The sequence below is a fragment of the Psychrobacter glacincola genome (assembly GCF_904846215.1).
GTDB classification, from domain to species: Bacteria; Pseudomonadota; Gammaproteobacteria; order Pseudomonadales; family Moraxellaceae; genus Psychrobacter; species Psychrobacter glacincola.
The window spans coordinates 41,245-66,436 of sequence record NZ_CAJGZK010000010.1; the positions used below are offsets into that span (position 1 = coordinate 41,245).

General features: G+C 42.9%; 26 protein-coding genes. 14 read left to right on the forward strand and 12 right to left on the reverse strand.

Annotated features, from left to right (window positions below):
- The first annotated feature begins 82 nt into the window (after positions 1-82).
- The 4 genes from rpsP to rplS all read left to right on the forward strand — a co-directional run bounded on the left by rpsP (position 83) and on the right by rplS (position 2,568).
- Positions 83-352: a 30S ribosomal protein S16 gene (rpsP, locus tag JMW90_RS07505; RefSeq protein ID WP_011281274.1), complete on the forward strand. Its 270-nt coding sequence runs from the start codon at positions 83-85 to the stop codon at positions 350-352.
- 178 nt (positions 353-530) lie between these two features.
- The gene (gene rimM / locus JMW90_RS07510; RefSeq protein ID WP_201562787.1) at positions 531-1,064 is read left to right on the forward strand and encodes a ribosome maturation factor RimM; all 534 of its coding nucleotides are present in this window, start codon (positions 531-533) and stop codon (positions 1,062-1,064) included.
- Positions 1,065-1,222: 158 nt separating this feature from the next.
- Positions 1,223-1,993 carry a tRNA (guanosine(37)-N1)-methyltransferase TrmD gene (gene trmD, locus JMW90_RS07515; RefSeq protein WP_201562789.1) on the forward strand — a complete coding sequence of 257 codons (771 nt, stop codon included), beginning with the start codon at positions 1,223-1,225 and terminating at the stop codon, positions 1,991-1,993.
- A gap of 182 nt (positions 1,994-2,175) precedes the next feature.
- Positions 2,176-2,568: a 50S ribosomal protein L19 gene (gene rplS / locus JMW90_RS07520; RefSeq protein WP_079692808.1), complete on the forward strand. Its 393-nt coding sequence runs from the start codon at positions 2,176-2,178 to the stop codon at positions 2,566-2,568.
- Between the two features lie 286 nt (positions 2,569-2,854).
- Here the strand turns inward: rplS and JMW90_RS07525 are convergent, their stop codons facing one another.
- The gene (locus tag JMW90_RS07525; RefSeq protein ID WP_133104943.1) at positions 2,855-3,412 is read right to left on the reverse strand and encodes a DUF4442 domain-containing protein; all 558 of its coding nucleotides are present in this window, start codon (positions 3,410-3,412) and stop codon (positions 2,855-2,857) included.
- A 369-nt stretch (positions 3,413-3,781) separates the two neighbouring features.
- Here JMW90_RS07525 and uvrC point away from each other — a divergent pair, with 369 nt between their 5' ends.
- Positions 3,782-5,626 carry an excinuclease ABC subunit UvrC gene (gene uvrC / locus JMW90_RS07530; RefSeq protein WP_201562899.1) on the forward strand — a complete coding sequence of 615 codons (1,845 nt, stop codon included), beginning with the start codon at positions 3,782-3,784 and terminating at the stop codon, positions 5,624-5,626.
- 101 nt (positions 5,627-5,727) lie between these two features.
- Here uvrC and JMW90_RS07535 read toward each other — a convergent pair whose 3' ends face one another.
- The 4 genes from JMW90_RS07535 to lgt all read right to left on the reverse strand — a co-directional run bounded on the left by JMW90_RS07535 (position 5,728) and on the right by lgt (position 8,922).
- Positions 5,728-6,300, reverse strand: a complete 573-nt coding sequence (locus tag JMW90_RS07535; RefSeq protein WP_201562791.1) for a dihydrofolate reductase — start codon at positions 6,298-6,300, stop codon at positions 5,728-5,730.
- 64 nt (positions 6,301-6,364) lie between these two features.
- The gene (locus JMW90_RS07540; RefSeq protein ID WP_201562793.1) at positions 6,365-7,237 is read right to left on the reverse strand and encodes a thymidylate synthase; all 873 of its coding nucleotides are present in this window, start codon (positions 7,235-7,237) and stop codon (positions 6,365-6,367) included.
- Between the two features lie 48 nt (positions 7,238-7,285).
- Positions 7,286-8,026 (reverse strand): DUF2971 domain-containing protein, encoded by a 741-nt coding sequence (locus tag JMW90_RS07545; RefSeq protein WP_201562795.1) that lies wholly within the window; start codon positions 8,024-8,026, stop codon positions 7,286-7,288.
- A gap of 11 nt (positions 8,027-8,037) precedes the next feature.
- Positions 8,038-8,922 carry a prolipoprotein diacylglyceryl transferase gene (lgt, locus tag JMW90_RS07550; RefSeq protein WP_201562797.1) on the reverse strand — a complete coding sequence of 295 codons (885 nt, stop codon included), beginning with the start codon at positions 8,920-8,922 and terminating at the stop codon, positions 8,038-8,040.
- Between the two features lie 274 nt (positions 8,923-9,196).
- Between lgt and JMW90_RS07555 the strand changes: the two genes are divergently transcribed.
- Both JMW90_RS07555 and JMW90_RS07560 read left to right on the forward strand, forming a co-directional pair.
- A complete protein-coding gene (locus JMW90_RS07555) occupies positions 9,197-10,870 on the forward strand; it encodes a DUF4139 domain-containing protein (RefSeq protein ID WP_201562799.1) in 1,674 nt (557 codons plus the stop codon).
- 45 nt (positions 10,871-10,915) lie between these two features.
- The gene (locus JMW90_RS07560) at positions 10,916-11,752 is read left to right on the forward strand and encodes an NRDE family protein (RefSeq protein WP_201562801.1); all 837 of its coding nucleotides are present in this window, start codon (positions 10,916-10,918) and stop codon (positions 11,750-11,752) included.
- 103 nt (positions 11,753-11,855) lie between these two features.
- Here JMW90_RS07560 and JMW90_RS07565 read toward each other — a convergent pair whose 3' ends face one another.
- A complete protein-coding gene (locus JMW90_RS07565) occupies positions 11,856-12,377 on the reverse strand; it encodes an RNA pyrophosphohydrolase (protein ID WP_201562803.1) in 522 nt (173 codons plus the stop codon).
- Between the two features lie 526 nt (positions 12,378-12,903).
- Between JMW90_RS07565 and JMW90_RS07570 the strand changes: the two genes are divergently transcribed.
- Positions 12,904-13,317 carry an OsmC family protein gene (locus JMW90_RS07570; protein WP_201562805.1) on the forward strand — a complete coding sequence of 138 codons (414 nt, stop codon included), beginning with the start codon at positions 12,904-12,906 and terminating at the stop codon, positions 13,315-13,317.
- Positions 13,318-13,331: 14 nt separating this feature from the next.
- Positions 13,332-13,757 carry an MAPEG family protein gene (locus tag JMW90_RS07575; RefSeq protein ID WP_201562807.1) on the forward strand — a complete coding sequence of 142 codons (426 nt, stop codon included), beginning with the start codon at positions 13,332-13,334 and terminating at the stop codon, positions 13,755-13,757.
- 49 nt (positions 13,758-13,806) lie between these two features.
- Here JMW90_RS07575 and JMW90_RS07580 read toward each other — a convergent pair whose 3' ends face one another.
- From JMW90_RS07580 to hisIE, 6 genes are all read right to left on the reverse strand, one after another.
- Positions 13,807-14,838 (reverse strand): tRNA dihydrouridine synthase, encoded by a 1,032-nt coding sequence (locus JMW90_RS07580; RefSeq protein ID WP_201562901.1) that lies wholly within the window; start codon positions 14,836-14,838, stop codon positions 13,807-13,809.
- Between the two features lie 92 nt (positions 14,839-14,930).
- Positions 14,931-16,430 (reverse strand): UvrD-helicase domain-containing protein, encoded by a 1,500-nt coding sequence (locus tag JMW90_RS07585; RefSeq protein WP_201562809.1) that lies wholly within the window; start codon positions 16,428-16,430, stop codon positions 14,931-14,933.
- A gap of 135 nt (positions 16,431-16,565) precedes the next feature.
- Positions 16,566-17,402: a twin-arginine translocase subunit TatC gene (tatC, locus tag JMW90_RS07590; protein WP_201562811.1), complete on the reverse strand. Its 837-nt coding sequence runs from the start codon at positions 17,400-17,402 to the stop codon at positions 16,566-16,568.
- Positions 17,402-18,091 carry a Sec-independent protein translocase protein TatB gene (gene tatB / locus JMW90_RS07595; protein WP_201562813.1) on the reverse strand — a complete coding sequence of 230 codons (690 nt, stop codon included), beginning with the start codon at positions 18,089-18,091 and terminating at the stop codon, positions 17,402-17,404. Before tatB ends, tatC begins: the two co-directional genes overlap by 1 nt.
- 26 nt (positions 18,092-18,117) lie before the next feature.
- Entirely contained in the window at positions 18,118-18,357 is a 240-nt protein-coding gene (tatA, locus tag JMW90_RS07600) for a Sec-independent protein translocase subunit TatA (RefSeq protein WP_201562815.1), read from the reverse strand.
- 188 nt (positions 18,358-18,545) lie between these two features.
- A complete protein-coding gene (gene hisIE, locus JMW90_RS07605; RefSeq protein ID WP_201562817.1) occupies positions 18,546-19,385 on the reverse strand; it encodes a bifunctional phosphoribosyl-AMP cyclohydrolase/phosphoribosyl-ATP diphosphatase HisIE in 840 nt (279 codons plus the stop codon).
- 490 nt (positions 19,386-19,875) lie between these two features.
- Here hisIE and rpmI point away from each other — a divergent pair, with 490 nt between their 5' ends.
- The 5 genes from rpmI to JMW90_RS07630 all read left to right on the forward strand — a co-directional run bounded on the left by rpmI (position 19,876) and on the right by JMW90_RS07630 (position 25,165).
- On the forward strand, positions 19,876-20,073 hold the full coding sequence (gene rpmI, locus JMW90_RS07610; protein WP_011514608.1) for a 50S ribosomal protein L35: 198 nt from the start codon (positions 19,876-19,878) through the stop codon (positions 20,071-20,073).
- A gap of 150 nt (positions 20,074-20,223) precedes the next feature.
- A complete protein-coding gene (rplT, locus tag JMW90_RS07615; protein ID WP_010197865.1) occupies positions 20,224-20,580 on the forward strand; it encodes a 50S ribosomal protein L20 in 357 nt (118 codons plus the stop codon).
- Positions 20,581-20,903: 323 nt separating this feature from the next.
- The gene (pheS, locus tag JMW90_RS07620; RefSeq protein WP_201562819.1) at positions 20,904-21,959 is read left to right on the forward strand and encodes a phenylalanine--tRNA ligase subunit alpha; all 1,056 of its coding nucleotides are present in this window, start codon (positions 20,904-20,906) and stop codon (positions 21,957-21,959) included.
- A 104-nt stretch (positions 21,960-22,063) separates the two neighbouring features.
- Positions 22,064-24,478, forward strand: a complete 2,415-nt coding sequence (gene pheT / locus JMW90_RS07625) for a phenylalanine--tRNA ligase subunit beta (RefSeq protein ID WP_201562821.1) — start codon at positions 22,064-22,066, stop codon at positions 24,476-24,478.
- Positions 24,479-24,868: 390 nt separating this feature from the next.
- The gene (locus JMW90_RS07630; protein ID WP_201562823.1) at positions 24,869-25,165 is read left to right on the forward strand and encodes an integration host factor subunit alpha; all 297 of its coding nucleotides are present in this window, start codon (positions 24,869-24,871) and stop codon (positions 25,163-25,165) included.
- The last annotated feature ends 27 nt before the right edge of the window (positions 25,166-25,192 follow it).

Consider the following 25,192-nt stretch of genomic DNA (forward strand, 5'->3'; position numbering starts at 1 on the left):
AAGCACAGTTTATGTTTTCAATAAAATAAGACTGTGGTATAATTATGCCCTTTTTGGTATACCTGCGAAAGAGAGAATTCACATGGTTGTTATTCGTTTAGCACGGGGCGGTGCCAAGAAACGCCCATTTTATCAAGTAGTTGTTGCTGATCAACGCCGCGCGCGTGACGGTCGCTACATTGAAAACATCGGCTTTTTTAACCCACTCGCTAAAGATTCTGAAGAAGCAGTGCGCTTGAACATGGAAGCGTATAATGCGTGGGTCGCAAAAGGTGCACAACCTTCTGATCGCGTTGCTTCATTAGCAAAAGCTTATAATAAGTCTGCTGCTCAAACTGAAGCCACTGCTTAAGTTTAAGTAACTACACTGATAGTGCATTTATGCATCCATCAGTTGGCTTAAGAACACCTAGCGTAACTGGTCTAACCAGGGTACGCCATTAACTGTTTATCGCTTTTGACGACGTTTATCGTTTTTAATGGCTTTTTTGTTTATCATCGCTGTTTTTATCATTGTTAGGTTAGCCGTTATGTCGTCTGCTCCAAACGCTAGTGCCCTTATGAAAATTGGTCAGCTCAAAAAGCCTTATGGCATCAAAGGCTGGCTTTGGGTATTTAGTGAAACAGATAATCGTACGGCGATATTTGATATCAAGCCTTGGTGGATGAAAACCGCTACCGGTATGAAACCTTTGACAGTAAAGGCTTGGCGTGAGCAAGGGACAGGAATTGTGGCTCAGTTTGAGCAGATTCCTGATCGCAATGTTGCTGAGACCATGAATGGGGTAACTCTTTGGGTCGAGCAAGACATCTTGCCAGAACCTGCTGAAGATGAATACTATTGGTCGGATTTGGTCAGCCTGCGCGTTATTAACGAGCAGGATGAGTATCTAGGTGATATTACTGAGATGTTTGAGACTGGCGCCCACGCGATCATGCGGGTTGCGGCAACGTCAGACAGCTTGGATGCTGAGGAGCGCCTGATTCCATGGCACAAGCAAACTGTAGTGCAGGTCAGTCTGACTGAAAAAACAGTGCTAGTGGCATGGCCAAGTGACTATTAATAAGCAACTATTAATAAGTGATTATTAATCAGTAATGGTTAATATGCAATTATTAAAACAAGCTTTAGTGGTATAAGCTTTAACTTTATCGCTTAAGATTGTTCATAGTCATACCGATTTGTTTAGCCAATATTAGCCACTGCGCAAGTAGACATCTGATGTATTTTGCCGTTATTAGTATTTTTCCTGAGATGTTTGCCACGATTCGTGAGTTTGGAATCACGGGGCGCGCAGTCACTCAGCAGCAAGTAACGATTGAATGCATTAACCCGCGTGATTTTACCAGTGATAACTATCGCCGTATTGATGAGCGTCCCTATGGTGGCGGTCCTGGCATGGTGATGATGGCTGAGCCATTATCCCAAGCGATTGAGGATGCGCGCCTGCGAGCGGCTCAGCACGGCTGCCGTGTCGACAAAGCGCATTGTCCGGTGATTTATATGTCGCCACAAGGACAGACGCTGAGTGAAAGTAGTGTGGTCGATATGACTGAGTATGACGGCATGATTATATTATGTGGTCGTTACGAAGGTATTGATGAGCGCTTACTGTCGCAATATGTCGATATGGAAGTGTCACTGGGTGATTACGTGCTGACCGGTGGTGAGCTACCTGCAATGGTGCTGATGGATAGTGTGATACGTCGTCTGCCAGATATTATGGGCGATGATAAGTCAGCTGAGCAAGACTCGTTCGTCGATGGCTTGCTTGATTGTCCACATTATACTAAGCCACATGAATTTGCCGGTATGGCAGTACCTGAAGTGTTACTTTCAGGACACCATGCCAATATTGCCGAGTGGCGCTTTCGTCAGCAAGTTGAACGTACGCAAACGCGTCGTCCAGACTTATGGCAAGCGTTTACCCCAACGCTAGAGCAAACAAAGTGGCTAAAAGCATTGGTAAAAGCAGATAAAAAACAGCGTTGATAGCGGCTATAAAGATAAACAGTTAAGTAATAAAATCTTGCGCAACAATAAAACGAGTCATAGCATAATGGCCGTTTGTCATAACCCACTTACGTTGTGTCTTATTAAAAAGATATAATTAATTATTACAAACAGGTGATATGCGTCAAGCCTCTATTATCTAATGTGAGGAGATAACTCTCATGAGCAACAAGCATCCATTGGTTCAGGTCATCGAAAATGCTCAATTGATTGAGCGCCCAAGCTTTGCACCCGGCGATACCGTTGTGGTTCAAGTAAAAGTACGTGAAGGTGAGCGTGAGCGTTTACAGGCTTTTGAAGGCGTTGTAATTGCTAAGCGTAACCGCGGTTTAAACTCAGCGTTTACCGTACGTAAAATCTCAAGCGGTGTTGGTGTTGAACGTGCATTCCAATTGCATTCACCAATCATTGAGAGCATCGAAGTGAAACGCCGTGGCGCAGTTCGCCGTGCGAAACTATACTACTTACGTGAGCGCTCTGGTAAATCAGCACGTATCCGCGAGAAGCTTGCTCCGCGTGCCCCTAAAGTTGTTAAGCCAAAAGCTGACGCTTAGATTATATCCAGTATCTGCTTTTAAGCATTGTGCTTAAGATTGCTTTATTGCTGAGTCGTCTATTATGCGACTTGGCAATAAAGAAAAAGCAGATACAAGCCCTTATTCATAGGTTTATCATATAAATAAGCGGGTAGTACCAAAAAAGACAAAACCCCAATCTGTGCGTAAGCCAGATTGGGGTTTTTGTTTCTGTCGCTTTAATTAAGGCGTTTTAAGTAACATACTTTAAATCAAAAATTTAACTGACCGTTTTAAAATCAAATCACAGTTTTGAAAGTTAACTTCAATCATCCAGATTTTCGATACGGCTACTTTGGTCTTTAGATTTGCTGTACTTGCGCAGGCGTATGTATAGTTTTTTCGTGACGATAGCGATGGTCTTTTGTTGATCGTCGACGATATCTACTTGGTATTCACGAAACACGGGTTCGCCTTCTTTTGCCAGTTCTTGGATGGTGGTGATTTCATTACTGGGAATTTTCATGCGAGCAGTGACTTTGCTATTGCCCGGCGCGATAAATTCAATCTGTGAGCTTTTATCCCAAACGACATAGCTGTTCCCTAACTGGTGCATAAGCATCAACATATAAAACGGGTCAACCATTGAATATAAGCTGCCGCCAAACTGTGTCCCTACAATATTCTTATTCAGGCTATTGAGTCCCATGCTAACCACGCATAAGCCTTGGTCAAGGTTGATGTGCTCAATCTTGATACCGGCACCGATATAAGGGGCATAAGTGTTGATACGCAACTTGAGCAGATAAGGCGTGAGCAATGGCATAATATTTTTTTTAGCGTTACGTTTTAGCGTCTCAAGATTTTTGGGTAGTAAACTCATAAACTTATCCTAGGGTACTTCTTGATTTTTAGACTGCTATTATTCAATCGTTATGGGTAAAAAGGTATTTATCATAGTGAAAAACCCATGAAGGCGCTAGAGCTAAAGCGTAACTTCATTCAAATCTTAGTGCTTTGTTTTTGTCCATGCTTGATATTAACCGGCGTCATGGCTATCGTCGCTATGTTACCGGATATTCTGGCATTACTGCCAAATTTTCGCCACTGGCGTTATTATTATTTTTGCAAAAATTCAGCCTTGGTGCTGGCCTTTTTTGTGGTTATTGCTAAGCTGATAAGTATTCTTGCAAAACGCTCACTATCGCCCCATAAACATCTGTATATCAGCATTTTAAGAGCAATAAATTCTATGGTCAATGTCTTAGCATCGAGTCCCGTCGACGATAAAAAAGCCCGTCTTAAGCATTTAATTCAGCGCCTGCCAAATTTGCCAGGGGTTTATAAAATGTTGGGTAAAAATGGTGATATCTTATATGTCGGCAAGGCAAAATCGCTAAAAAGTCGCGTCAATAGTTACTTTGCTAAGACGATTGACCATCCAAAGACGCGTGCATTGGTCGCGCGTATTCATAATATCGAAACTATTATTACTCGTAGTGAAACCGAGGCATTGCTGCTCGAGCAAAATCTGATTAAAGAACATCGTCCGCCTTACAACGTGTTATTGCGAGATGATAAATCTTATCTTTATGTGTTTATTTCAGCAGATAAGCCGTATCCGCGTCTGGCTTATGGACGCGGCAAGGGCAATCATCAAAAAGGACGATTTTTTGGTCCTTTTCCCTCTGCGCATGCGGCAAAAGAGACGTTAGTGCTGATGCAAAAAATGTTTCAAATGCGCCAATGTACCAATACCTTTTTTAAGCAACGTAAGCGTCCTTGTCTTGAGTATCAGATTAAACGTTGCCGTGCACCCTGTGTGGGCTTAGTATCATCCGAAGATTACGCAGAAGACGTCAATAATACCATCCGATTCCTAAAGGGTGATTCTAGTGATATTCATAGTGCTTTGATTGAAAAAATGGAAGCTTCTGCGGAAGAGCTAGATTTTGAAAAAGCGGTTTTTTATCGTGATCAGCTGTCTATGCTGCGTGAAGTACAAGCGAAGCAAGCCGTCTATACTGTGCAAGGTGAGGCAGACGTGATAGCCATTGCCAGTCAAGCAGGCATGACTTGTGTCAACGTATTGACCGTACGTGGCGGCCGTGTACTTGGTGGTAAAAACTATTTCCCTGATGTCGATAGTAGTGAGCCACTTGCTGATAATTTATCCGCTTTTATCACCTCGTTTTATTTTCAAGTAACAGATGATTTGCCACCCGAAATTATCCTTAGTCATGAGTTACCGGATCAGCTTGCGGTCAGTGAAGCATTGGCAACGCATTTTGGTAGCAAGGTTGTTATCAAAACCAGCGTCCGTGAGCACCGCGCCGAATGGTTAGATTTGGCAAAGCTGAATACCAATAATGCGCTAAAAACCAAACTTGGCGATTATTTAGAGCTGCATGCGCGCTTTGGCGCACTCAAAGACGTCTTGACCGAAGTGACCGATCGAACCATTGATCGCATTGAGTGTTTTGATATCTCGCATACGATGGGTGAGGCGACCATCGGCAGCTGTGTGGTGTTTGACCAAGGTGGCTCGCGTCGCCGTGATTATCGCCAATATGCGATACATGATATTGTCGGCGGCGATGATTATGCCGCGATGAAGCAAGTGCTAACGCGCCGTTATAAGAAGCAGCCACTGCCTGATTTACTACTTATCGATGGCGGTAAAGGTCAGCTAGGTATCGCCAAAGAAGTATTGACCGAGTTGGGTATTCTTGGTGATACCTTGCTGATTAGTGTGGCAAAAGGCGAGGGGCGTAAGGCTGGGCTTGAAGTACTACATTTCATTGACCATGAGCCGCTTGATTTGCCCATGGATAGTAAGGCACTGCATTTATTAATGCATATTCGCGATGAAGCGCATCGGTTTGCGATTACTGCACACCGTAAGAAACGCGATAAGCGCCGTTCATCGTCAGTGCTAGAAGTGATTCCGGGACTTGGTGAAAAGCGTCGTCGTGACTTACTCAATCATTTTGGCGGACTGCAGCAATTACTTGGGGCGTCGCAGCAAGAATTGGCTGGTGTGCAAGGAATTGGGCCAATATTAGCCAAAACGGTTTATAAGGTTTTGCATGAGTAGATTTGTCTAATCTTAAATAAATTTAGGTTTCTGACAATAAAAAACTCGGGCTGTTCTAAATAATATTAGAACAACCCCAGTTTTTTAACGATAACACTTTATTATTCAGCCGCTTTTATTTTATAAGTCATAAATTTGAAATCTAAGCCACTTTTATCATCATGCATCTGCTCAGACTCTTCTGACACTATAAAATCATCTGGTATGTTAGGATAAAAAGCATCGCCATCAGTGATCTCGGTGTCTACATGAGTCAGCTCAATGCGGTCGGTATACATCATCGCCTCTTTAAACACGCGCTCACCGCCAATCACCCAAATCGTATCAAGATGCGCACCGTGCGCGAGACTGGCCGCTTGCGTTAACGCATCATCTAAATTGTGCACGACATAAGCGTTACTTTTACCAACAAGGCCTTTTTGCTCAGCATAATCTAACTGGCTGCTGATGATAAAGCTCACGCGTTTTGGCAAAGGTCGGCTGCCCATTGATTCAAACGTCTTACGACCCATAATGACGATACCTTGAATCGCGCCATCATTTGCTTTAGTCGTCATACTTTTAAAATGCTGCAAATCTGCTGAGATATGCCACGGTAGCTCATTGTTTTTACCAATACAGCGATTGCTACTGATAGCCGCGATTTGGGCAACTTCGGTGTTAGCATAACTCATAACATATCCTTTTTATTTTCTTTTAAAATACGACTTTTATTTAAAATTTTCAATCAGACAAATGCTATACGGCAACCTTCGCTTTGATAGCGGGATGCGATTCATACCCCTCAACGCTAATATCTTCATAGTTAAAAGCAAAAATATCTTTTACATTAGGATTGAGCGTCAACGTTGGCAGCGTATATAACGAACGGGTCAACTGTAATTCAACTTGCTCGCGGTGGTTTTGATAAATATGGCAATCGCCACCGGTCCAGATAAATTCGCCCACTTCTAGTTCGCATACTTGCGCCACCATATGAGTCAAGAGTGCATAGCTGGCAATATTAAAGGGTACACCTAAAAATAAATCTGCTGAACGCTGATAGAGCTGGCAAGAGAGTTTATTGTCCGCGACAAAAAACTGGAACATCGTATGACAAGGTGGCAAGGCAACTTGCTCTGCTTCACTCGGATTCCAGCCAGAAACTATCAAGCGCCGCGAGTTAGGATTGGTTTTTATTTGCTCAATCACTTGGCTGATTTGATCGACGCCATCGTCATTATAAACACGGTTGTCGCTGCCATCTTCGCTTTTACTAGCACCATAATTACGCCACTGATGACCGTAAACTGGCCCCAAGTCGCCAGCAGGACGATTAAAGCGCGCTGTTTGCTCTGCCGTCGCCCACTCATTCCAAATACGCACACCGTTCTCTTGCAAGTAATTGACGTGAGTGCTTCCACTTAAAAACCAAAGTAATTCATAAACGATAGATTTAAAATGGACTTTTTTGGTGGTTAGTAATGGAAAACCATCGGCTAAGTTAAAACGCAGCTGTGCGCCAAAATGGCTAAGCGTACCAGTTCCAGTGCGGTCACCTTTTTCCGTGCCTTCGTTTAGAACTAAATGTAGCAAATCTAAGTAGGCTTGCTCGTTTTTATTGGTAATCATATTTTTCAACTTCAATAAATATTTAAGAGATTTTAAAATTTAGCTATATTAATTTTTATGACCAACTAACGATGATTTGTAAATTGGAATATCTAGTTTGTATGTGTCTTTAACAAGCTTTCGAATGGTATTTTCGAACCAGTCCGAACAGTTAGGATGCAATATAATTTTCTTAATCATTTCTCTACTATACTTAGCCGAAAGATGAATGCCAAGCCTGTCATTCCTTTTTGCCACTGTAGCATCATTGTCGACCAATAAAAATCTTGCTTCTTTTTCAAAAGAAAAAGCGTGATGCTTATGAAATAAATAGAATCGAGGATATGTAGTTTTTGGATCTTTCGAATCATCATTATTGTTTCCAAGCCAAGGTCGAATAGTTTGATTGTCATAAAGCTCTTGAGCGTTAGCGGGCATATGATATTTAACTTTACCAACATAAGAACACATTGGATCTATTTTTGAGCCATGATAAGCAGCTTTGAAATCATGTTGCGTTGTCTGTATCGCTACAGCGTTGTCTGAGTTTCCGTAAGAGTTCCACATGGCATGCGTCTCTGGTTCATCTGCATACCAGCAACTTACGTAAATCCAATCTTTGGCAGTTGTAAGTTCTTCTTTTGTTAAAAATGGATCTTCTGTACCATCAAATAAGTGTAAACCGTCTTCCCATTTGTCGCTAAAAAGGTTTGCTTTAGGAATAAATAAGCCTTCTTCTAACATAGAAATTAGCTTAATAAAGGGCATATATCGTGTTAACACAGCATAATATTCTATTGGCTCAATCATTGTTTGGCACCTTAATAAGCGGCTTGCTTACCCCAGTCATAGATACCGCGTTTGTAAGCATAAATTAGTAGGATAAAGCCAAGAATAATCATTGGCGCACTTAATATTTGTCCTTTAGTCATCCAGCCTAATAACACAAACCCTTGATCAGCGTCTGGTTGGCGGAAGAACTCAATGATGAAGCGGCTGATACCATAGCCTAGTAAGAATACAGCGGTTGCAGCCATGCGTGGACGCGGCTTCGATGAATACCACCATAAGAAAATAAACAATAGCAGCCCTTCTGCAAAGGCTTCGTATAACTGCGATGGGTGACGCGGTAACACATACTGCCCATTGACCTCAATCATCAACTCTTGCAGTTGTGGATTGCTTTGTAATTGCTCCATATCAAAGGCAGCGGCTTGCGGAAAGTAGGTCAGCCAGTTATAGCCACCGTCTGATACGCGTCCCCATAACTCACCATTGATATAGTTGCCAATGCGCCCAAATAATAAGCCTGTTGGTACGCAAGGTACGATAAAATCGAATACTTGGAAGGCGGTTTTCTTATATTTACGAGCAAAGAACCACATACCTACCATGACGCCGATAAAACCGCCGTGGAAAGACATGCCGCCTTCCCAAACTTTTAATAGATAAGCAGGGTTTTGTAATAGCTCACCAAACTGATAAAACAGTACATAGCCAATACGACCGCCCAAAATCACACCAAGCGCACCATAAAAGACCAAATCAGACACCATATCGGTGGTCCAATTGTCGCGTTTGCTGCTGCGATACCAAGCCAGACCAAAAGCGGCAGCGAATGCCAGCAAATACATCAAGCCATACCAGTGCACGTCTACTGGACCCAAGGATAGCGCTACAGGATTATACTGAGGATGAATTATCATAAAGGCGCCATAATTATTGGTAATAAATGCTGTTTATAATAGCAAGATTTGACCTTTGCGAACACTAGTGTCTGTGCAAAATAAAAGAATGTTAACGATTGCAGCAGCCATGGCACTTACAGTGTCTATATCCCAACGTCATGGCACTCCTTCTAAAGCTAATCGCTACCATATTTATTGAAGTAAATTATCGAACCAGGTAAGTGAATGAATAGCAAAGCCCCAAAAAAACCGATAAGATGAACAAAAGCGCATTAACTTCTAAGGAAACGTCATGCACCCCAATGTATCATCACGATCACTTTTGCACGATAAAAAATTCGTTACCAAGGTTGATGTGCAAGCGCCAAACTTTAAGCCAAACAGATTACCCTTATCCTTATTATGTACAGTCGCATCAGGCTTAAGTTTTTTTGTGCCAGTGATGGTGCAAGCAGCAACCAGTAGTATCGAACAAATTACCATTTATCAAGGCTTAGCCAGTGTGACTCGTGCATTACCCATCAGTGGTACAGGAGAGCAGACACTGATTTTTTCCTGTCTTTCGCCTGCGATCGAAGCCGATAGTATTAGTGTGCAAGCACTGGGTAATGTCAATATCGGTGAAGTCAGTATCCAAACCTTGAGTGGCGAGCAAGCAGCGCAGTGCCAGTATCAAGGTGCCGCTAACGTACAGAGTCAGCAGAATAATCTAGCGGATATCAGTGCTGAATTGGAAGCTGCACGCCTGACCAAAGCCTATTTGCAAAATCTCACTAAAGTCACGCAAATCACTACTGCTGGTACCCTTGCTAATAATGCACGCGATTTAGAAACGCAAGCAGCCAGTATCAATAAAAAAATAGTAGAGCTGCAAAAACGAGAAGCCCGCGCCAATGATGATTTAAATCAGCTGGTCGCTGGCAGTACGACCTCGGTACAAAATACTGTTACCCAAGTCACTGTACGTACCGCTAGCCGTTCTGCTAGTAGCGTTAAATTACATTATCAAGTACGCGGCGCCAGCTGGGAGCCGACTTATCAAGCGCGTTTAAATACTGATAATAAACAACTCAATATCACCGCCTCTGCCATCATCGCCCAACAAACGGGTGAAAATTGGAATAATGTGCCGGTTATCTTAAGTACAGTCAATCCAAATCAAACAACGACCAGCCAGCTACCGAGAGTCGAGCGCTTGTCCTTATATGAAGAAGAGCAAGCTAAAATGACTAGGTTTGCACAACCAATGATGGAAGGCGCACCAGTGTTGGTCGTTTCTGCTAGCGACAGTTATGGCGGTGCCGAAAACATGGCGCCGCTACCGAGCTTTACCGTTAGCAGTCAAAATAAAAATGGTATCACTGAGTATCGCTTGCCGCAGCGCGTGAGTATCCCTAGTGATGGCAGGCGCGTACGCACAGTGATAGATGAACAATCTGGCAGCAGCACGCTTTGGCTACGTAGTACACCGAGCGTTGAAGCTGCCGCTTACTGGTATGCGTCTGCGCCGTTTTTGACGCCAGCTTGGGCGGATGGCTCGTTGCAACTGTATCGCGACGATAATTATGTTGGTCAGTCGCGCTATGATTACCGAAGTCTAAAAGAGCAGGGCATTGGTTTTGGTGTTGATCCGAGCCTGCTTGTGAAACAGCTGATTGATGCAGACAAAAAAGGTGATAAAGGCGTATTTAACCGTCAACAAACCAAAACCATCACCCAAGCTTATCAATTCACCAATCAGCATAATCGTAGTGTGCGTCTGCAAGTGTTGGGCGCAGAACCTGTGAGTAGCGACGACAGTATTAAAGTAACTGCAACGCATACACCAGGGATTAGCAAAAAAGATTGGAACGATAATAAAGGCATTGTAGCGTGGGAGTTTGATTTACCGAGTAAACAATCACAGGTTGTGCAGTCGATCTATCAAATTAGCTATCCTGCCGATAAAAAACTAAACACTAACTAAAAACTTATACCAGTATTAGTACGAGTATTAATATCAAGGAATTCTATGTGTATTGTCGCTATTGCTTGGCAGTTATTTGATGAGCTGCCTTTGGTTTTATTATCTAATCGCGATGAGTTTCTAGAGCGTCCGACAGAGCCACTACATCAATGGGAAGATAAGCCTATTTTTGCAGGACGCGATGCGCAAAGTGGGGGTACTTGGCTGGGTATTCATCAAGCAACGATGTCAGAAACACAGCAAGCACAATCAGCTACTTATCAAAGAAACGGTCGCTGGGCGGCAGTATTGAACTTTCGCGATGGTGTGCAAGCAAGTAATGATGAGCGCTCACGTGGTGAATTGGTTACCGATTTCTTGACCAATCACTTAAACCCGATGGAATTTGCACGGAAAATCAGTCTGCAAAAATATGCTGGGTTTAATCTTATTATCGGTGATAGCAAACAGGCGGTTGTCGTTAATAACCGTGGTCATGCACCCACGCCACTATATGCAGGCTTGCACGTATTCTCTAATGGACAGCCAGAAGAGAGTTGGTTTAAGACAGAGCGTTTGCGTGGCAGGTTACGCCAAGAAATATTGCCATTGATTAGCGAAAATAGTGATGCAAGATACTGGCAAACCGCTGCTCTAGAGGTATTGTCCGATATGACTCAAGCACCTGCAGAAAATTTACCAGATACTGGTGTCGATATAAAAGTAGAGCAAGCGCTGTCATCTATTTATATTGGAGGGGTAAATTTGTTAGGAGTTGCTAATGCCAATAATGCCATGCCAAGCTATGGCACACGCACACAAAGTATATTAACCTTACGCAAAAATACTGGCTCGGATACAGGTATTCAAGCTGAAATTGTCAGCCGTGAATGTACTCATTAGCGACTGATAAAACCAAAGCCTTCGACAAAAAAATACCTCTAGTGATGGTCAAATATCATTAGAGGTATTCGTTATTACATGAACGCCGGCAAAATCAGCGACTTTATTCCATCAACAAATGATTGTTTTGTTCTGGAATAATAAGTCCCTGTTGGAGCGGTAGTTCGGGCACCAATTCTTGCAAGGCGCGGCGGTATACCCCGCGTTTAAAGTGAATCACTTGTCCAAGTGGATACCAGTAGCTGACCCATTGCCAGTTATCAAACTCTGGTTTCCCCTCATCAAAGCGGATGTGTTGGGTATTCGGCTCATCTAAGCGTAGCAAAAACCATTTCTGTTTTTGCCCAATACACAAGGGGTACTGCCCATGACGAACATAGCGTTTTGGCAGACGGTAGCGCAACCAATCTTGCGTAACCGCCAGCAAATCGACATGACGCGGATGTAGACCGACCTCTTCCCAGAGCTCGCGATACATCGCATCCATCGGCGTCTCCCCGCGGTCGATACCACCTTGAGGGAACTGCCAAGCGTTGTGACCAATACGTTTTGCCCACAGAACTTGCCCTTGTGTATTGGCCAAGATGATACCGACATTGGCGCGAAAGCCGTCTGCATCTATCATGACCTAACCTTTTAATTTGTGTAAAAATAGCTTATTTCAACACAGTACAGTAACAGCAATCATAATTATTATAGGGTGGCTGTTATCGATACTTTGGTAAAATAAGATTCATTACCGTCATTAAACCAAGAAACAAGCAAAATGTGTAACAGTATTTTGCTATAAAATGTTTCATAGCATTAATGATTTAAAATCAAGATGTTATGTTGCTATTTACAAGCAAACTTTTGTATGATTTTTAGCAAAATTATTTCGTTATCAAAGCTAGTGCTTTAAAGGCTAAAGGCTATGAGCGCTTACTTAATAATACAAGTAATGACACAAGTTTTTGATTTATAAAATCTCATTTTGGCTTATGCTACACTAGTCGTATTCTGCTTATCTCAATCAATCATAAAGTAACAAGTTGATAAAGCTGTTCTTATACATTGAGCCGATAATATTACATCAAGAAAAATGGGCTAATAAAAATGCATCAGCGATTTATCATCTAGCTGTGACCAATTAAAACAAGGATCAATAAAAAATGTCAGAATCTAAAGCAAGCGTTACGTGGCAAGAAAACAAGGCTTTTATGGGTATATCGCCATCAGGTCATAATGTACAAATCGATGCCGATAAAGAAAAAGGCGCAAGCCCTATGGAGCTTATCTTATTGGGATTGGGCGGTTGTGCCAGCTATGATGTAGTGGCAATTTTACAAAAGTCGCGTCAAGAAGTAACTGACGTGCGTTGCGATTTGACCGCTCAACGTGCTGAAACCGTACCGGCTGTCTATACTGATATCCATATGCATTTTGTGGTGACGGGACAAGATGTCAAAGAAAGCCAAGTAGAAAAAGCCATCAAATTATCTGCAGAAAAATACTGCTCAGCCAGTCGAATGTTGGTACAAGGGGGGGTGAATATTACCCATGATTTTGAAGTTATCGCAGAATAAAGGCGAGTATATTGATGAATTTATTCTTAGGATTGGTCTCTGATACCGCAGCATCGGCCATTTGGGCAATGGTGGTGGCAAGTCTGTTGCCATTAACGATGGCATTGACTGCAAAAGCTATTGGCGGTTTTAATCTGGCTGATAACGCCCATCCGCGAGATTTTTTACAGGGCACGACGGGCCCTGCTGCACGTGCTAATGCCGCGCAGCAAAATAGCTATGAGACATTGCCGGTTTTTTTGGCAGCGGTGTTGGTAGCGATGCTGTTTTTTGTGCCACAGATCATTGTGAATACATTGGCGTGGCTATATGTGCTGATTCGTATCGGTTTTTGTGTTGCTTACATCACTAATTTGGCGATGTTCCGCTCGATTCTTTGGGGGCTATCGATTGCCTGCTGCCTCATGCTCTTTTACTTAGCGATTCGAATCAGTACCTAGCAGTATCTAAGTAATGATGATATTTATTCTAAAATACAAGCAGTTAACGTTATTGTTCGCTCATCTGTAGTGCACTAATGATAGCTGCTTTGTTTTTTTCTCTTTTAATACTATCCCATAATATCTTCGCCTCGCTATAGCCTTTGGTGAGCATCGCTAACCACTGTTTATAACGACCGACCAATACGATATCGCTTTTTGCCTCGCCTTGCAAAAATTTAATCTGATGAGCAATCAGCGCTTGCCATAACAATGTCGTCTGATCATTTGAAATCTGACTATGTTCTCTATCAATTTGCGCAACCAAATCAGGACGGGTAACAGCCCCGCGTCCTAACATCAAGTGCCTTGTCCTTGCCTGCGCCATACATTTTTGTGCGTGCTCACTATTCCATATTTCACCATTGGCAATTACTGGTATATCAAGGGTATTAAAGCTTTGAATCTTATCCCAATAGGCTGGCGGCTTATAGCCTTGGGTTTTTGTCCGCGCGTGAATGGTTAGCCAATCAGCACCGCTCGCAGCAATAGCAGCTTTGATTTCATCCATGCGACTGGTATCGGTATAGCCCAAACGAATCTTTGCTGATACAGGAATATGAGCAGGCACAGCTTGCCGCACCGCGCTGATAATCTGATACATGGTTTCGGGTTCATCCAATAATACCGAACCACCACGGTGGCTATTGACCGTCTTGGCAGGGCAGCCAAAGTTAATATCAATCGCCGGCGCACCAAGCTCACAAGCATAAGCGGCATTTTCTGCCATGAGTTGCGCTTCACTACCCAGTAGTTGAATATGAATCGGCGTACCAGATGCGGTCTTGGCATCGTGATGTAGCTCAGGCACATATTTATAAAACACATGAGCGGGCAATACATGCTGAGTCACACGGATAAATTCACTGACCGACCAGTCGTAAGGGCGACCCAAGTCTGTCGCAATTTGCGTTAGAATTTGCCGCATCAATGGATCGGTTAAGCCTTCCATAGGGGCAAGGAGACGAACTGGACTCGCAAATAATTGCTGTAGGGTTGTTTGACGCTGTTGCATTGCTTGAGATAAAGCGTGAGACGACATATCAGGTTGTTGGTGGTTCATGGCTTATTGCTTATTAATATAAAGTCGTTATAAATTAGCATCATGGAAGATTTCTAATGGCTGATAAAAGGTTAAGAATTGCCAAAAATCACCTTTTTGCCCGTCTGCAATCCCGATATCAAATCTTTGATATTATGAATGTCTAAGTTGCTTTGGGCACGTGTACAAGCCACATAAAGCAAGCGCAATTCTTCTGGGCTTATCTTGACCGCATTGGTGTTGATATCATAATAAAAGTCGTCATCTAGCTGTACTTTCCCCCATTCAAGCCCTTTGGCTTTATGAGCGGTTGAGATGACATAGTCGGCATTCTCAATGCTTGATAAGCTATTGACCGCTTGGCTTAAGACATTGGTGCCATGATCATCAACCAATTTGACCAGTGTTTTTAGATCACTGCCTTCATTGGTTTCAGAATACTCTTGTACGTCCGACCAATTATAAAAATACGCCAGCTCAGGGACACCATACGCCGATTTACCATTTTTTAAGTGTTCGGCTGCCTGACAGAATTTTAGCATGCGCTCGGTATCGGCTTGGAGCGCCACTTTATGCCCAAGCTTTAGACCCGTCAACAGCTGAGACATTGCCGCAGCATTGGTACGGCACAGAATGGCATCTTTTTTACTATGTACCATACCTTTGTCGGTGGAAGATTGCTTATTTGGATTACCTTTAAGGGGTACCTCTTCTTGCAGGGCCTTTAATAGCGTATTGGCAATCTCAGCAATCGGCTCGCCAAAGCGAAAAGACTGGGTCAATAAAGTTTGTGGCAATGGCAGTTTTTTCATCGCATTGACGGCACCGCGCCATTCATAAATCTGCTGATGCGCGTCCCCGACGTAGATGACTTGCCGTGGTTGCTGAGTCAAAATTCCCATCATCAGTGGGTCAGCATCTTGCGCTTCATCGAATAAAATAAAATCTGCTGGGATACTGGGCTTAGACAATGCCCAAAGTTTTAGGTAAATATCATGCCCGATACCAGCAGGGTGGCGCGCATCAATCGACTGTAGCCAGCGCTGCTCAACGGCAGGATAGAGCATCTCACGCAGCTGTTCAGCATCTGATCCATCAAGCCAGCTTGGAAATAAGATATGTCTTGGCGCAGGATAGCTGGCATGCGTACTACAAAAATTGCTGATAGCATCGCTGACGAAGCGTGATAATCGTGCTGGCGTGAGCGTAATATATTTATTAACGCCATCCATCTGCCTGCGTACTTGCACAGGTTGCAAACCCAAGTCATCGCCCAAACGCTTGGGCGAAAAGCGCGGTAACGACAGTTTTGCAGTGATATCACGGGCAACATGGCGATAGGCAAGCGAGTGAAAGGTACGGCATTCTACATGTGGCGGGAATTTTGCGCGCGCGTCATTGGCAATGGCTTTGTTAAAGGCTAAGTACAAGCCGCGTCCGCGCAAACGCTCGCCAATCAATTTTAGCGTGGTTGTTTTACCGGCACCGGCATAAGCGACCACTTTAAAAGACTTGTGATCCATCGCCATATTGAGGGCGCTGAGCTGCTCGTCAGTGGGATCGCTCATATAAGCTGGCATAGATGCGGACATAGCAAAGCTACCTAAAAGACTAAAAGAGGATAAAAAATAAGAGGAGTAAAAAAAGCCACTGCATAGACAATGGCTGCTTTTGTGTATATATCGCTGACAAGAATAACAATGCGTTATTCCGTATTTATTTACGGCTTAAGCAGGGTCACGATCTTCTTTGATTAAAATCCTTGCCAAAAACAATCCCAACTCAAACAACAACCACATTGGAATGGCAAGCATCAACATCGACACCCCATCGGGCGGTGTGACAACGGCGGCAACTGCAAAACAGCCGACAATAATATAACGGCGTTTATCTTGTAAGCTCTGAATGGAGACAATGCCGACCAATATCAACAGCAAGGTGACGACTGGAATCTCAAATGTTATCCCAAATACCATAAACAGCTTGAGCGCAAAGCTCAGATAACTGTCGATATCTGTCATCGGCAAGACATTCTGCGGCGCGAACATAATAAAGAATTTTAGAACACCTTTGAGTACAATAAAATAAGCAAAAGCCACCCCAGAATAAAATAAAAATATAGAGGACAGCAATACTGGAATAGCGACTTTTTTCTCTTTTTTATATAGGCCTGGCGCCACAAACGACCAGATTTGATACAAGATATAAGGCATGGCAAAAAATGCGGCGACAAATATTGTCAAGCGTATTGGTGCCATAAAATTTGAAGTGATGTCTGTGGCAATCATCGTCGAGTTGGCAGGTAACTGGGCAACCAATGGATCCGATAAAAAATCATACAACTCGCGTGAAAAGCCGACCAACGCTAAAAATATCACCAATACTGCCACGCATATCTTAATCAGATGACGACGCAGTTCAATTAAATGCTCAGTGATAGGCATATCGGCCAACGTACCTAATATATCACCCGAATTATTGCTGTTTTCCGACTCTGTCTCGCCTTCAATGGCTGAGTCCGCTACCTTTTCTAGGCGGCTTTTTTGCCGTTTAAATAAACCCATCACTCATTCTCCTGTCGATTTACAGAAGCCTGTGTATTTAAAGGGCTGTCTAAAAGACTATCTAAGCCACTATTTAATAAAATATCGGCTTTATAGTTAGGTAAGTAGGGCGGCGCAGGCAAGCGACGTGCTTTGTCATAAGCGCCAAGGCGAAACCACATGTTTTCCCACGGCTTGGTTGTTAAAGGTTGAACAGGCTGCTTAATAGTAGAAGAATCTATTGCTGCATCACTAGGAATGCTCGTCATATCTTGATTTGATGATGGTTGACCGTCGGTTAGGCTGTCATCTTGCCCATCAGGATAAGAAACCGTCGCTGGCTCATCCTTATTTTGCATAGCTTTATTATTATTTGTCTGATTGGCAGGTGAGTCAGTCTTGTCTGAGGTTTTGAGGTTTTGACTCTGTGAATATTCAAATTCTTTCATACTGCCGCGCATCTCTGCCATTTCACGGCGCATTTCTGCTTCAGTTTTGCGAATTTTAGCCAGCTCTTTTTGCATGAGCTGACGGGTTTCAGCCAAATCAAGCTCCGCTTCAATCTCGGACTGCAAGGTAGAAACCGTACGGCGAATTTTGGCATACCATTGCCCAGCAGTACGCGCAGCTTGCGGTAGCTTTTCAGGACCCAAGACGATTAGGGCAATAACGCCAAAGAGGAGTAGTTCAGAAAACCCGATATCAAACATAATGTTCCGATGTCACTGTCTAAATGCTATACATTATGCTTGTCATCAACCTTAGTGGTTGGGAGCTCTTCAGTGTGTGCATTGCCATCATGATCGAGCACCACTTGCTTTTTGGCATGCTCGGTATTTTCGTCTTTGACTGCTTCTTTGAAGCCTTTGACAGCGCCGCCCAAATCTTTGCCAGCATTTCTTAGCTTAGAGGTGCCAAATATGACGACCACTACCACCAATAATATCAGCCAATGCGTAATAGAAAAACTGCCCATAAAGGTATCCTTGTGTTTTGGTTTTCAGTCTTTATGTGCCAACTTTGAGTTTATCAAGTATCAACATATTTAATAAAAAGTCTCGACATACAATGCCAATTGAAACAGAGTAATATTATACCCTGCACTTGTGACAGAAAGGTGAAAGCAACAATAATCAAACAGGTCCGCAATCTAGATTATCAAAACTATCGTGCCGCTTTTTCATCAATCCCTGATAAACCAAAACGTCGACCTAGCTCGTGTAATACCGCATCTGATTCGATATCGAACCATGCCAGTCCAACTAAGGTATGAAACCAGACATCTGCCACTTCATAGATAAGCTCATGACGGGCGTCATCATACTGCGCTTTATTGATATTTTCATCGCAATGAGCAAAATCTTTGGCAGCAATGATGCTTTCTGTGCTCTCTTCGCCCACTTTTTCTAGTATTTTATTGAGACCTTTGGCGTATAGGCTGGCCACATACGAGCTGCCAGCATCTGCTTGTTTGCGTTCTACTAATACTTTATCAAGCTGTTGTAAAATCGAGGTTCTACCTGCTTTGGCTTGATCAATATCGGAGCTGACAATGTTATTGGCTGTCGTATCGTTGGTTTGTGTATGATTAGCTGCTTCATGCGAATGATAAATATCTGCAGGGTCTTTTAGTACTTTATCCACCGTTTGCCATTCAGGCGTTTGCCCGGACAAATCCAAACGCTGATAAAAACAAGACTCGCGCCCGGTATGACAAGCGATACCACCTACTTGAGTGACGCTAAGCACAATCACATCGGCATCACAATCGAGACGAATATCATGTACACGCTGAGTATGCCCTGATGATTCGCCTTTATGCCATAACTTGGCACGTGAGCGCGAAAAATACACCGCCGTTTGCGTTTCGGCAGTCAATTGTAGCGATTCAGCATTCATCCACGCCATCATCAGAATACGTCCTGACTTATGATCTTGCGCAATTGCAGGAATCAAACCATCAGTATTAAAGTTTACGGCGGTCAGCCAAGCAGGTGAAGTCATAATCTTGTTGTCATCTTATAAGTAGAAAATAATAAAAATCCGCTAAGTATTCGCTAAATAATAGTGATTCAGCCTATCTGTCATTTATGCGAGCGTTTCATCAACACGCAGTCTCTACTTAAACACAGCTTCGACTGACATTCAATATGTTAAATCAGCAAATGATGAACAATTATACCTGAGCTGCATTTTGATAGACCAATAATTGTCAATTAGTCACAATAGATTTGTGAAAACTCACACTCTACTTCCCAAACTTTTATTTATAAAATATTTGAAGACAAACATGGGTTAAACGTTATTCATTTTGAATAAGAAGGGTCAGTAAGAGTATGAGGCAAAACTTTCCTTGTCAAAACAGCGACCTATCTGTTAAAATAGCGCCTCCCACCTCGAGGCAAATAGAGGTTTGGTGCCTGTTTTTACAGCTACCAATCATTATTGACTATTTGACGACCAGGTTCTATCAAAGACAAAGAGGCAAATCATCATGAAAAATAAGATGAAAACCAGAAGCGGTGCCGCTAAACGCTTCAAAAAAACAGCGAACGGTTTTAAGCGTAAGCAAGCATTCAAAAGCCATATTTTGACCAAGAAATCACCTAAGCGTATTCGCCAGTTGCGTGGTCTTAAGTTGGTGCACAAGTCTGACGAAGCAGCAGTTCGTCGTATGTGCCCATACATTTAATAGGCTATCGTCATTTATCTTTAATTAAGCGCTGTTTAATGAATAGCTACTGAATTAAAAATAACTGACTTTGCAATTTGATAACGATGTCTATTATCCGATGACATCGTGATTCGTTTAATAATGATTAAAAATATCTTGGAGTAATTTATGGCCCGTGTAAAACGTGGTGTACAGGCGAATCGTCGTCACAAAAAAATCTTAAAGCGTGCAAAAGGCTACTACGGTGCCCGTTCACGTGTTTACCGCGTAGCGGTACAAGCAGTAACCAAAGCTGGTCAATATGCTTATCGTGACCGTCGCAACAAAAAACGTACTTTCCGTCGTCTTTGGATTGCACGTATCAATGCTGGTGCACGCTTAAACGGCTTAAGTTATAGCCGCTTTATCAATGGTATGAAAAAAGCTAACATCTCAATCGATCGTCGCGTACTTGCTGACATCGCTATGCATGATGCAGCGACTTTCACAGCGTTGGTCGAAAAAGCTAAAGCGGAACTGGCATAAATATTAACCTTCCTTTAGGTAGGCTACTTTTTAAGTCGTTATTGACAAGTAGTTATCTACATGGATAGGAATAATATTGATTAATAGGTCGATATTAATAAAAGCTACCGCTGGTCGGTGGCTTTTTTTATATCACATTGTCTGACAGCTGATTTTTAGCGCCAGAGTAAAATACGTTTTTATGAAATAGTTTTTATCATCGTCTAAATATTCAAGCCATTCATATTAATAGTATCGTCGTCACATGAATGGGTAAATGGTTTGTAATATTTGGTCAAATCCCTACCATTAACAGTTCGTCTAAATCAGGAATGATGCGTCTTATGACTAACCCTGCTGCTAACAACGATTTGTCGGCGCTACCGACCTTGTCCTCAGAGCTCAATGAGCTTAATGAAGCCCAGTTAATTGAATTTGCCAATGCTGCCGAGGCTTTAATCCTACAAGTCAATGATGTACGCTTATTACAAGATTTGCGTGTGCAACTGACTGGTAAAAAGAGCCCTTTAACTGGCTGGTCAAAGCAGATGGGTAAACTTAGTAGTGATGATAAAAAAACTTACGGTGGCTGGCTGCATGAAGTACGTAGCCGTATTCAAGAAGCATTGACAGCACATCAGCAACAGCTAGAAATGACAGCGCTCAATGCCAAACTTGCAAGCGAAAGCATTGATATCACCTTGCCGGCTCGCGGTGCTCAAAAAGGTCATTTGCATCCAGTGACCATGATTACCCAGCGTATGCAGCAGTATTTTATACAAGCGGGTTTTAACGTCGCAACTGGTCCTGAAGTTGAGAGTGATTATTATAACTTTGAAGCACTCAACATCCCTGAACACCACCCAGCACGGGCGATGCACGATACCTTCTATTTTGATGCACATTATCTATTACGTACGCAGACTAGTAACGTGCAAATACATACTATGGAAAAGAACGAGCCACCGATTCGTATTATTTGCCCCGGTCGCGTCTATCGTAATGATTCAGACCAAACCCATTCGCCGATGTTTCATCAGTTAGAAGGTTTAATGGTTACAGAGCGATCTACCTTTGCTGAGCTAAAAGGACTCATTAACGAATTCCTAGAAGTTTTTTTTGGAAAAGAGTTGACGATTCGTTTCCGTCCGTCATTTTTCCCGTTTACTGAGCCATCAGCTGAAGTAGATATCTTAGATGGTAATGGTAAATGGCTTGAAGTCATGGGCTGCGGCATGGTGCATCCACAAGTGCTGACCAATTGCGGTATTGATGCCGAAAAGTATACCGGCTTTGCCTTTGGTATGGGCATTGAGCGCTTTGCGATGCTGTATTACGGTATCGATGATTTGCGTTTATTTTTCCAAAATGACGTACGCTTCTTAAAGCAGTTTGGCTAGAGTGCTCTTTGTTTATATAAAAAGTGCTCCCTGTTAATATGACAGGTTAATACGCCAACCTTTAATTCAAAATATTTATTATAAAATTCTGATCCGAGATACTTATGAAAATTAGCGAACAATGGCTACGTCAATGGGTGAATCCCAATAATAACAGTGAACAATTGGCAGACCAACTAACGATGGCTGGGCTTGAGATTGATGATCGCTATGCGGTTGCCCGTGCCTTTAGTGGTGTGGTTGTCGGTGAAGTTATCAGCGTCGAGCAACATCCAGATGCGGATAAATTGCGTGTGACGCAGGTTAATATTGGTTCAGCTGAGCCGTTACAAATCGTTTGCGGCGCGCCCAATGTCACTGTCGGTATGAAAGTGCCCGTTGCCACCGTCGGTGCTGTTTTGCCCAGTGATGATGTCAGTAATGGTAAGGCCGGCTTTCAAATTAAGAATGGCAATCTACGCGGTGTGGCTTCTAATGGTATGTTATGCGGCGCATCTGAGATTGATTTAACCGATAGTATTGATGGTTTGCTTGAGCTACCTGCTGACGCACTAATCGGCATGGATATTCGTGAGTATTTGGGCTTAGACAATCAAATCCTAGATATTTCTATCACCCCAAACCGCGGTGATTGCTTTAGCGTACGTGGTATTGCGCGCGAGATCTCAGTGATTAATGATTTGCCTTTACAGATGCCAAATATTCCTGAAAGCGTTACTACTGATAACGAAAAGATGCCATCTGTGACAGTTGATGCTATTGCAGCTTGCCCGCGTTATTTATTACAATCGATTAGCAATATTGATCGTAGCATTGAGACGCCAAAATGGATGCAAGATGCGCTAGTGCAGTCAGGACTTCGCTCGCACAACTTTTTGGTTGATGTGACCAACTATGTATTGATGGAATTGGGTCAGCCACTACATGCGTTCGATGCTGATACCATCGAGGGCGATATCGTTGTGCGTTTGGCACGTCCTGAAGAAACCATTACTTTGCTGAATGAGCAACTCATTACTTTGATGGGTGATGAATTAGTTATTGCTGATGATAAAGGCGCACTTGCTCTAGCGGGTATCATGGGCGGTCAACGCAGTAGTGTTACTGATAGCACGACTAATATTTTGTTAGAGAGTGCCTTCTTTAATCCATTGGCTATCGCTGCACGCGCACGCCGTTTTGGTCTGCATACTGATGCCTCACAACGTTTTGAGCGCGGTGTCGATTTTGAGTTGCCAGCGCTTGCTTTAGCGCGTGCCGTTGATTTGATGACTAGCGTTACAGGTAGCCAAGCAGGACAAATCGTAAAAGTTGAAAGTAGCAATCACTTACCTAATCGTGCGCCTATTAGCTTGCCAATGACAAAGGTTGGTGATGTCATCGGTATTGAGATTGAGCCTACAGTGATGGTACGTATCTTGACTCAATTAGGCTTTAAAGTAGAACAGCAAGCGGATAGCCTTATTTGCACGCCGCCATCGTATCGCTTTGATATGAGTATCCGCGAGGATTTGATTGAAGAGATTGCTCGTATCTATGGCTATGACAATATTCCAAGCATCTTGCCGCACCTGCAAGTCAGCATGGATTACGACGATACCGCAGACTTGAGTCATCAAATGAAGCTGGCATTGGTCGATAATGGCTATATGGAAGCGATTAGCTTTAGCTTTAGTGATGCCAAACTAGAAGCCTTGCTTGATGATAAAGCTTTGGGCGAAGTGTTGGCACTGGCCAATCCTATCTCTAGCGATTTGGCGGTGATGCGCCGTACCTTGCTATCAAGCTTATTGCCTTGTGTACAATATAACCTGAATCGCCAGCAATCACGTGTGCGTTTCTTTGAAACGGGTCTAAGTTTCGTCGGTCAAAGTATCAGTAATCTGGTACAGACCCCAAGTATTGCTTTGGTAGCAGTTGGCGATATTTGGGATGAGCAGGCTTATCAAAATCGCGCGTTAGACTTTTATGATTTGAAGCATGATATTGAGCAGCTACTACCCGCGCAAGTAGATAGTGCACGTATCCGCTATGAGCGTAGTGAGCTAGCTTTCTTGCATCCTGGTCAAAGCGCCAAGCTTTATATTGACGATCAATATGTTGGCTGGTTAGGACAATTACATCCGAATACTGCCAAACAATTAGATCTGACCACCACTTGGGTTGCACAGTTGTCACTGGCACCATTACTAACGCTTGCTCGTGAACAACATTCAATCATCACCCCAAGTAAGTTCCCGCAAGTCCGCCGCGATATCGCCATATTGATAGACAGCGACATCAGCCTTCAAACTTTAGAGTCAACCATACGCAAAGCGTCAGGTGCACTCTTGACTGATCTTTGGTTGTTTGATGTCTATCAAGGCGAAAAAGTGCCAGCAGGTCAACGTTCATTGGCCTTTGCATTAATATGGCAAGATAAAACGCAAACCTTGTCGGATGACGCCGTAAAAACGGCCACTGATAAAGTGGTACAAGCATTGACGCTTGAGCATTCAGCACAGCTGCGCGACAGCTGACCTCTAATCATAAAAGACAGATACTCTATAGCCTCAATAAAAATGGGGCTATAAAGTTTCGCTACAGTTGATCCACTTTTAAAAGAGCACAACACTACTGGGGTTAATGATTCGCAGCCTCTGTCTGCTAGCTACAGCAAGCAAGAAAAATTAACCCCAGTAGCGATTTATAACATTTGTATTTCTTTTATTTAGGACTGACTATAGTTATAAAAATTAGTGGCTAATAGAAGATTTTCTTCGTAGAGTAAGTTAAGTAGTTATTAACAAAGGATTTTAATACCGTCATTTATTAAAATGAAGGCAAAAAACCTTTATAATAGCTATCATTAATTCTCATACCGCTAAACCATGATATTCGACATCACGACATAGCATAGGAGTCGTACTGTGAGCACCTTAACCAAATCTGACATGATTGAGCATTTGATGAGTCATCTAAACCTAACACGCCAAGAAGGTCGCTGTTTGGTGGAGAATTTTTTTGATGAATTATCAGAGAGTTTGATTGATGGCAAAGAGGTCAAGCTTTCAGGCTTTGGCAACTTTGAGCTTAAAGACAAAAATAGCCGCCCAGGTCGTAACCCTAAGACAGGGGAGCCTGTTTCGGTATCGGCACGCCGCGTTGTGACCTTTAAGACAGGACAAAAATTCCGTCAACAGGTCGATGAGCGACTGTTTGATTAATAATGGTAATAGGTAGTGGTTCAAAAT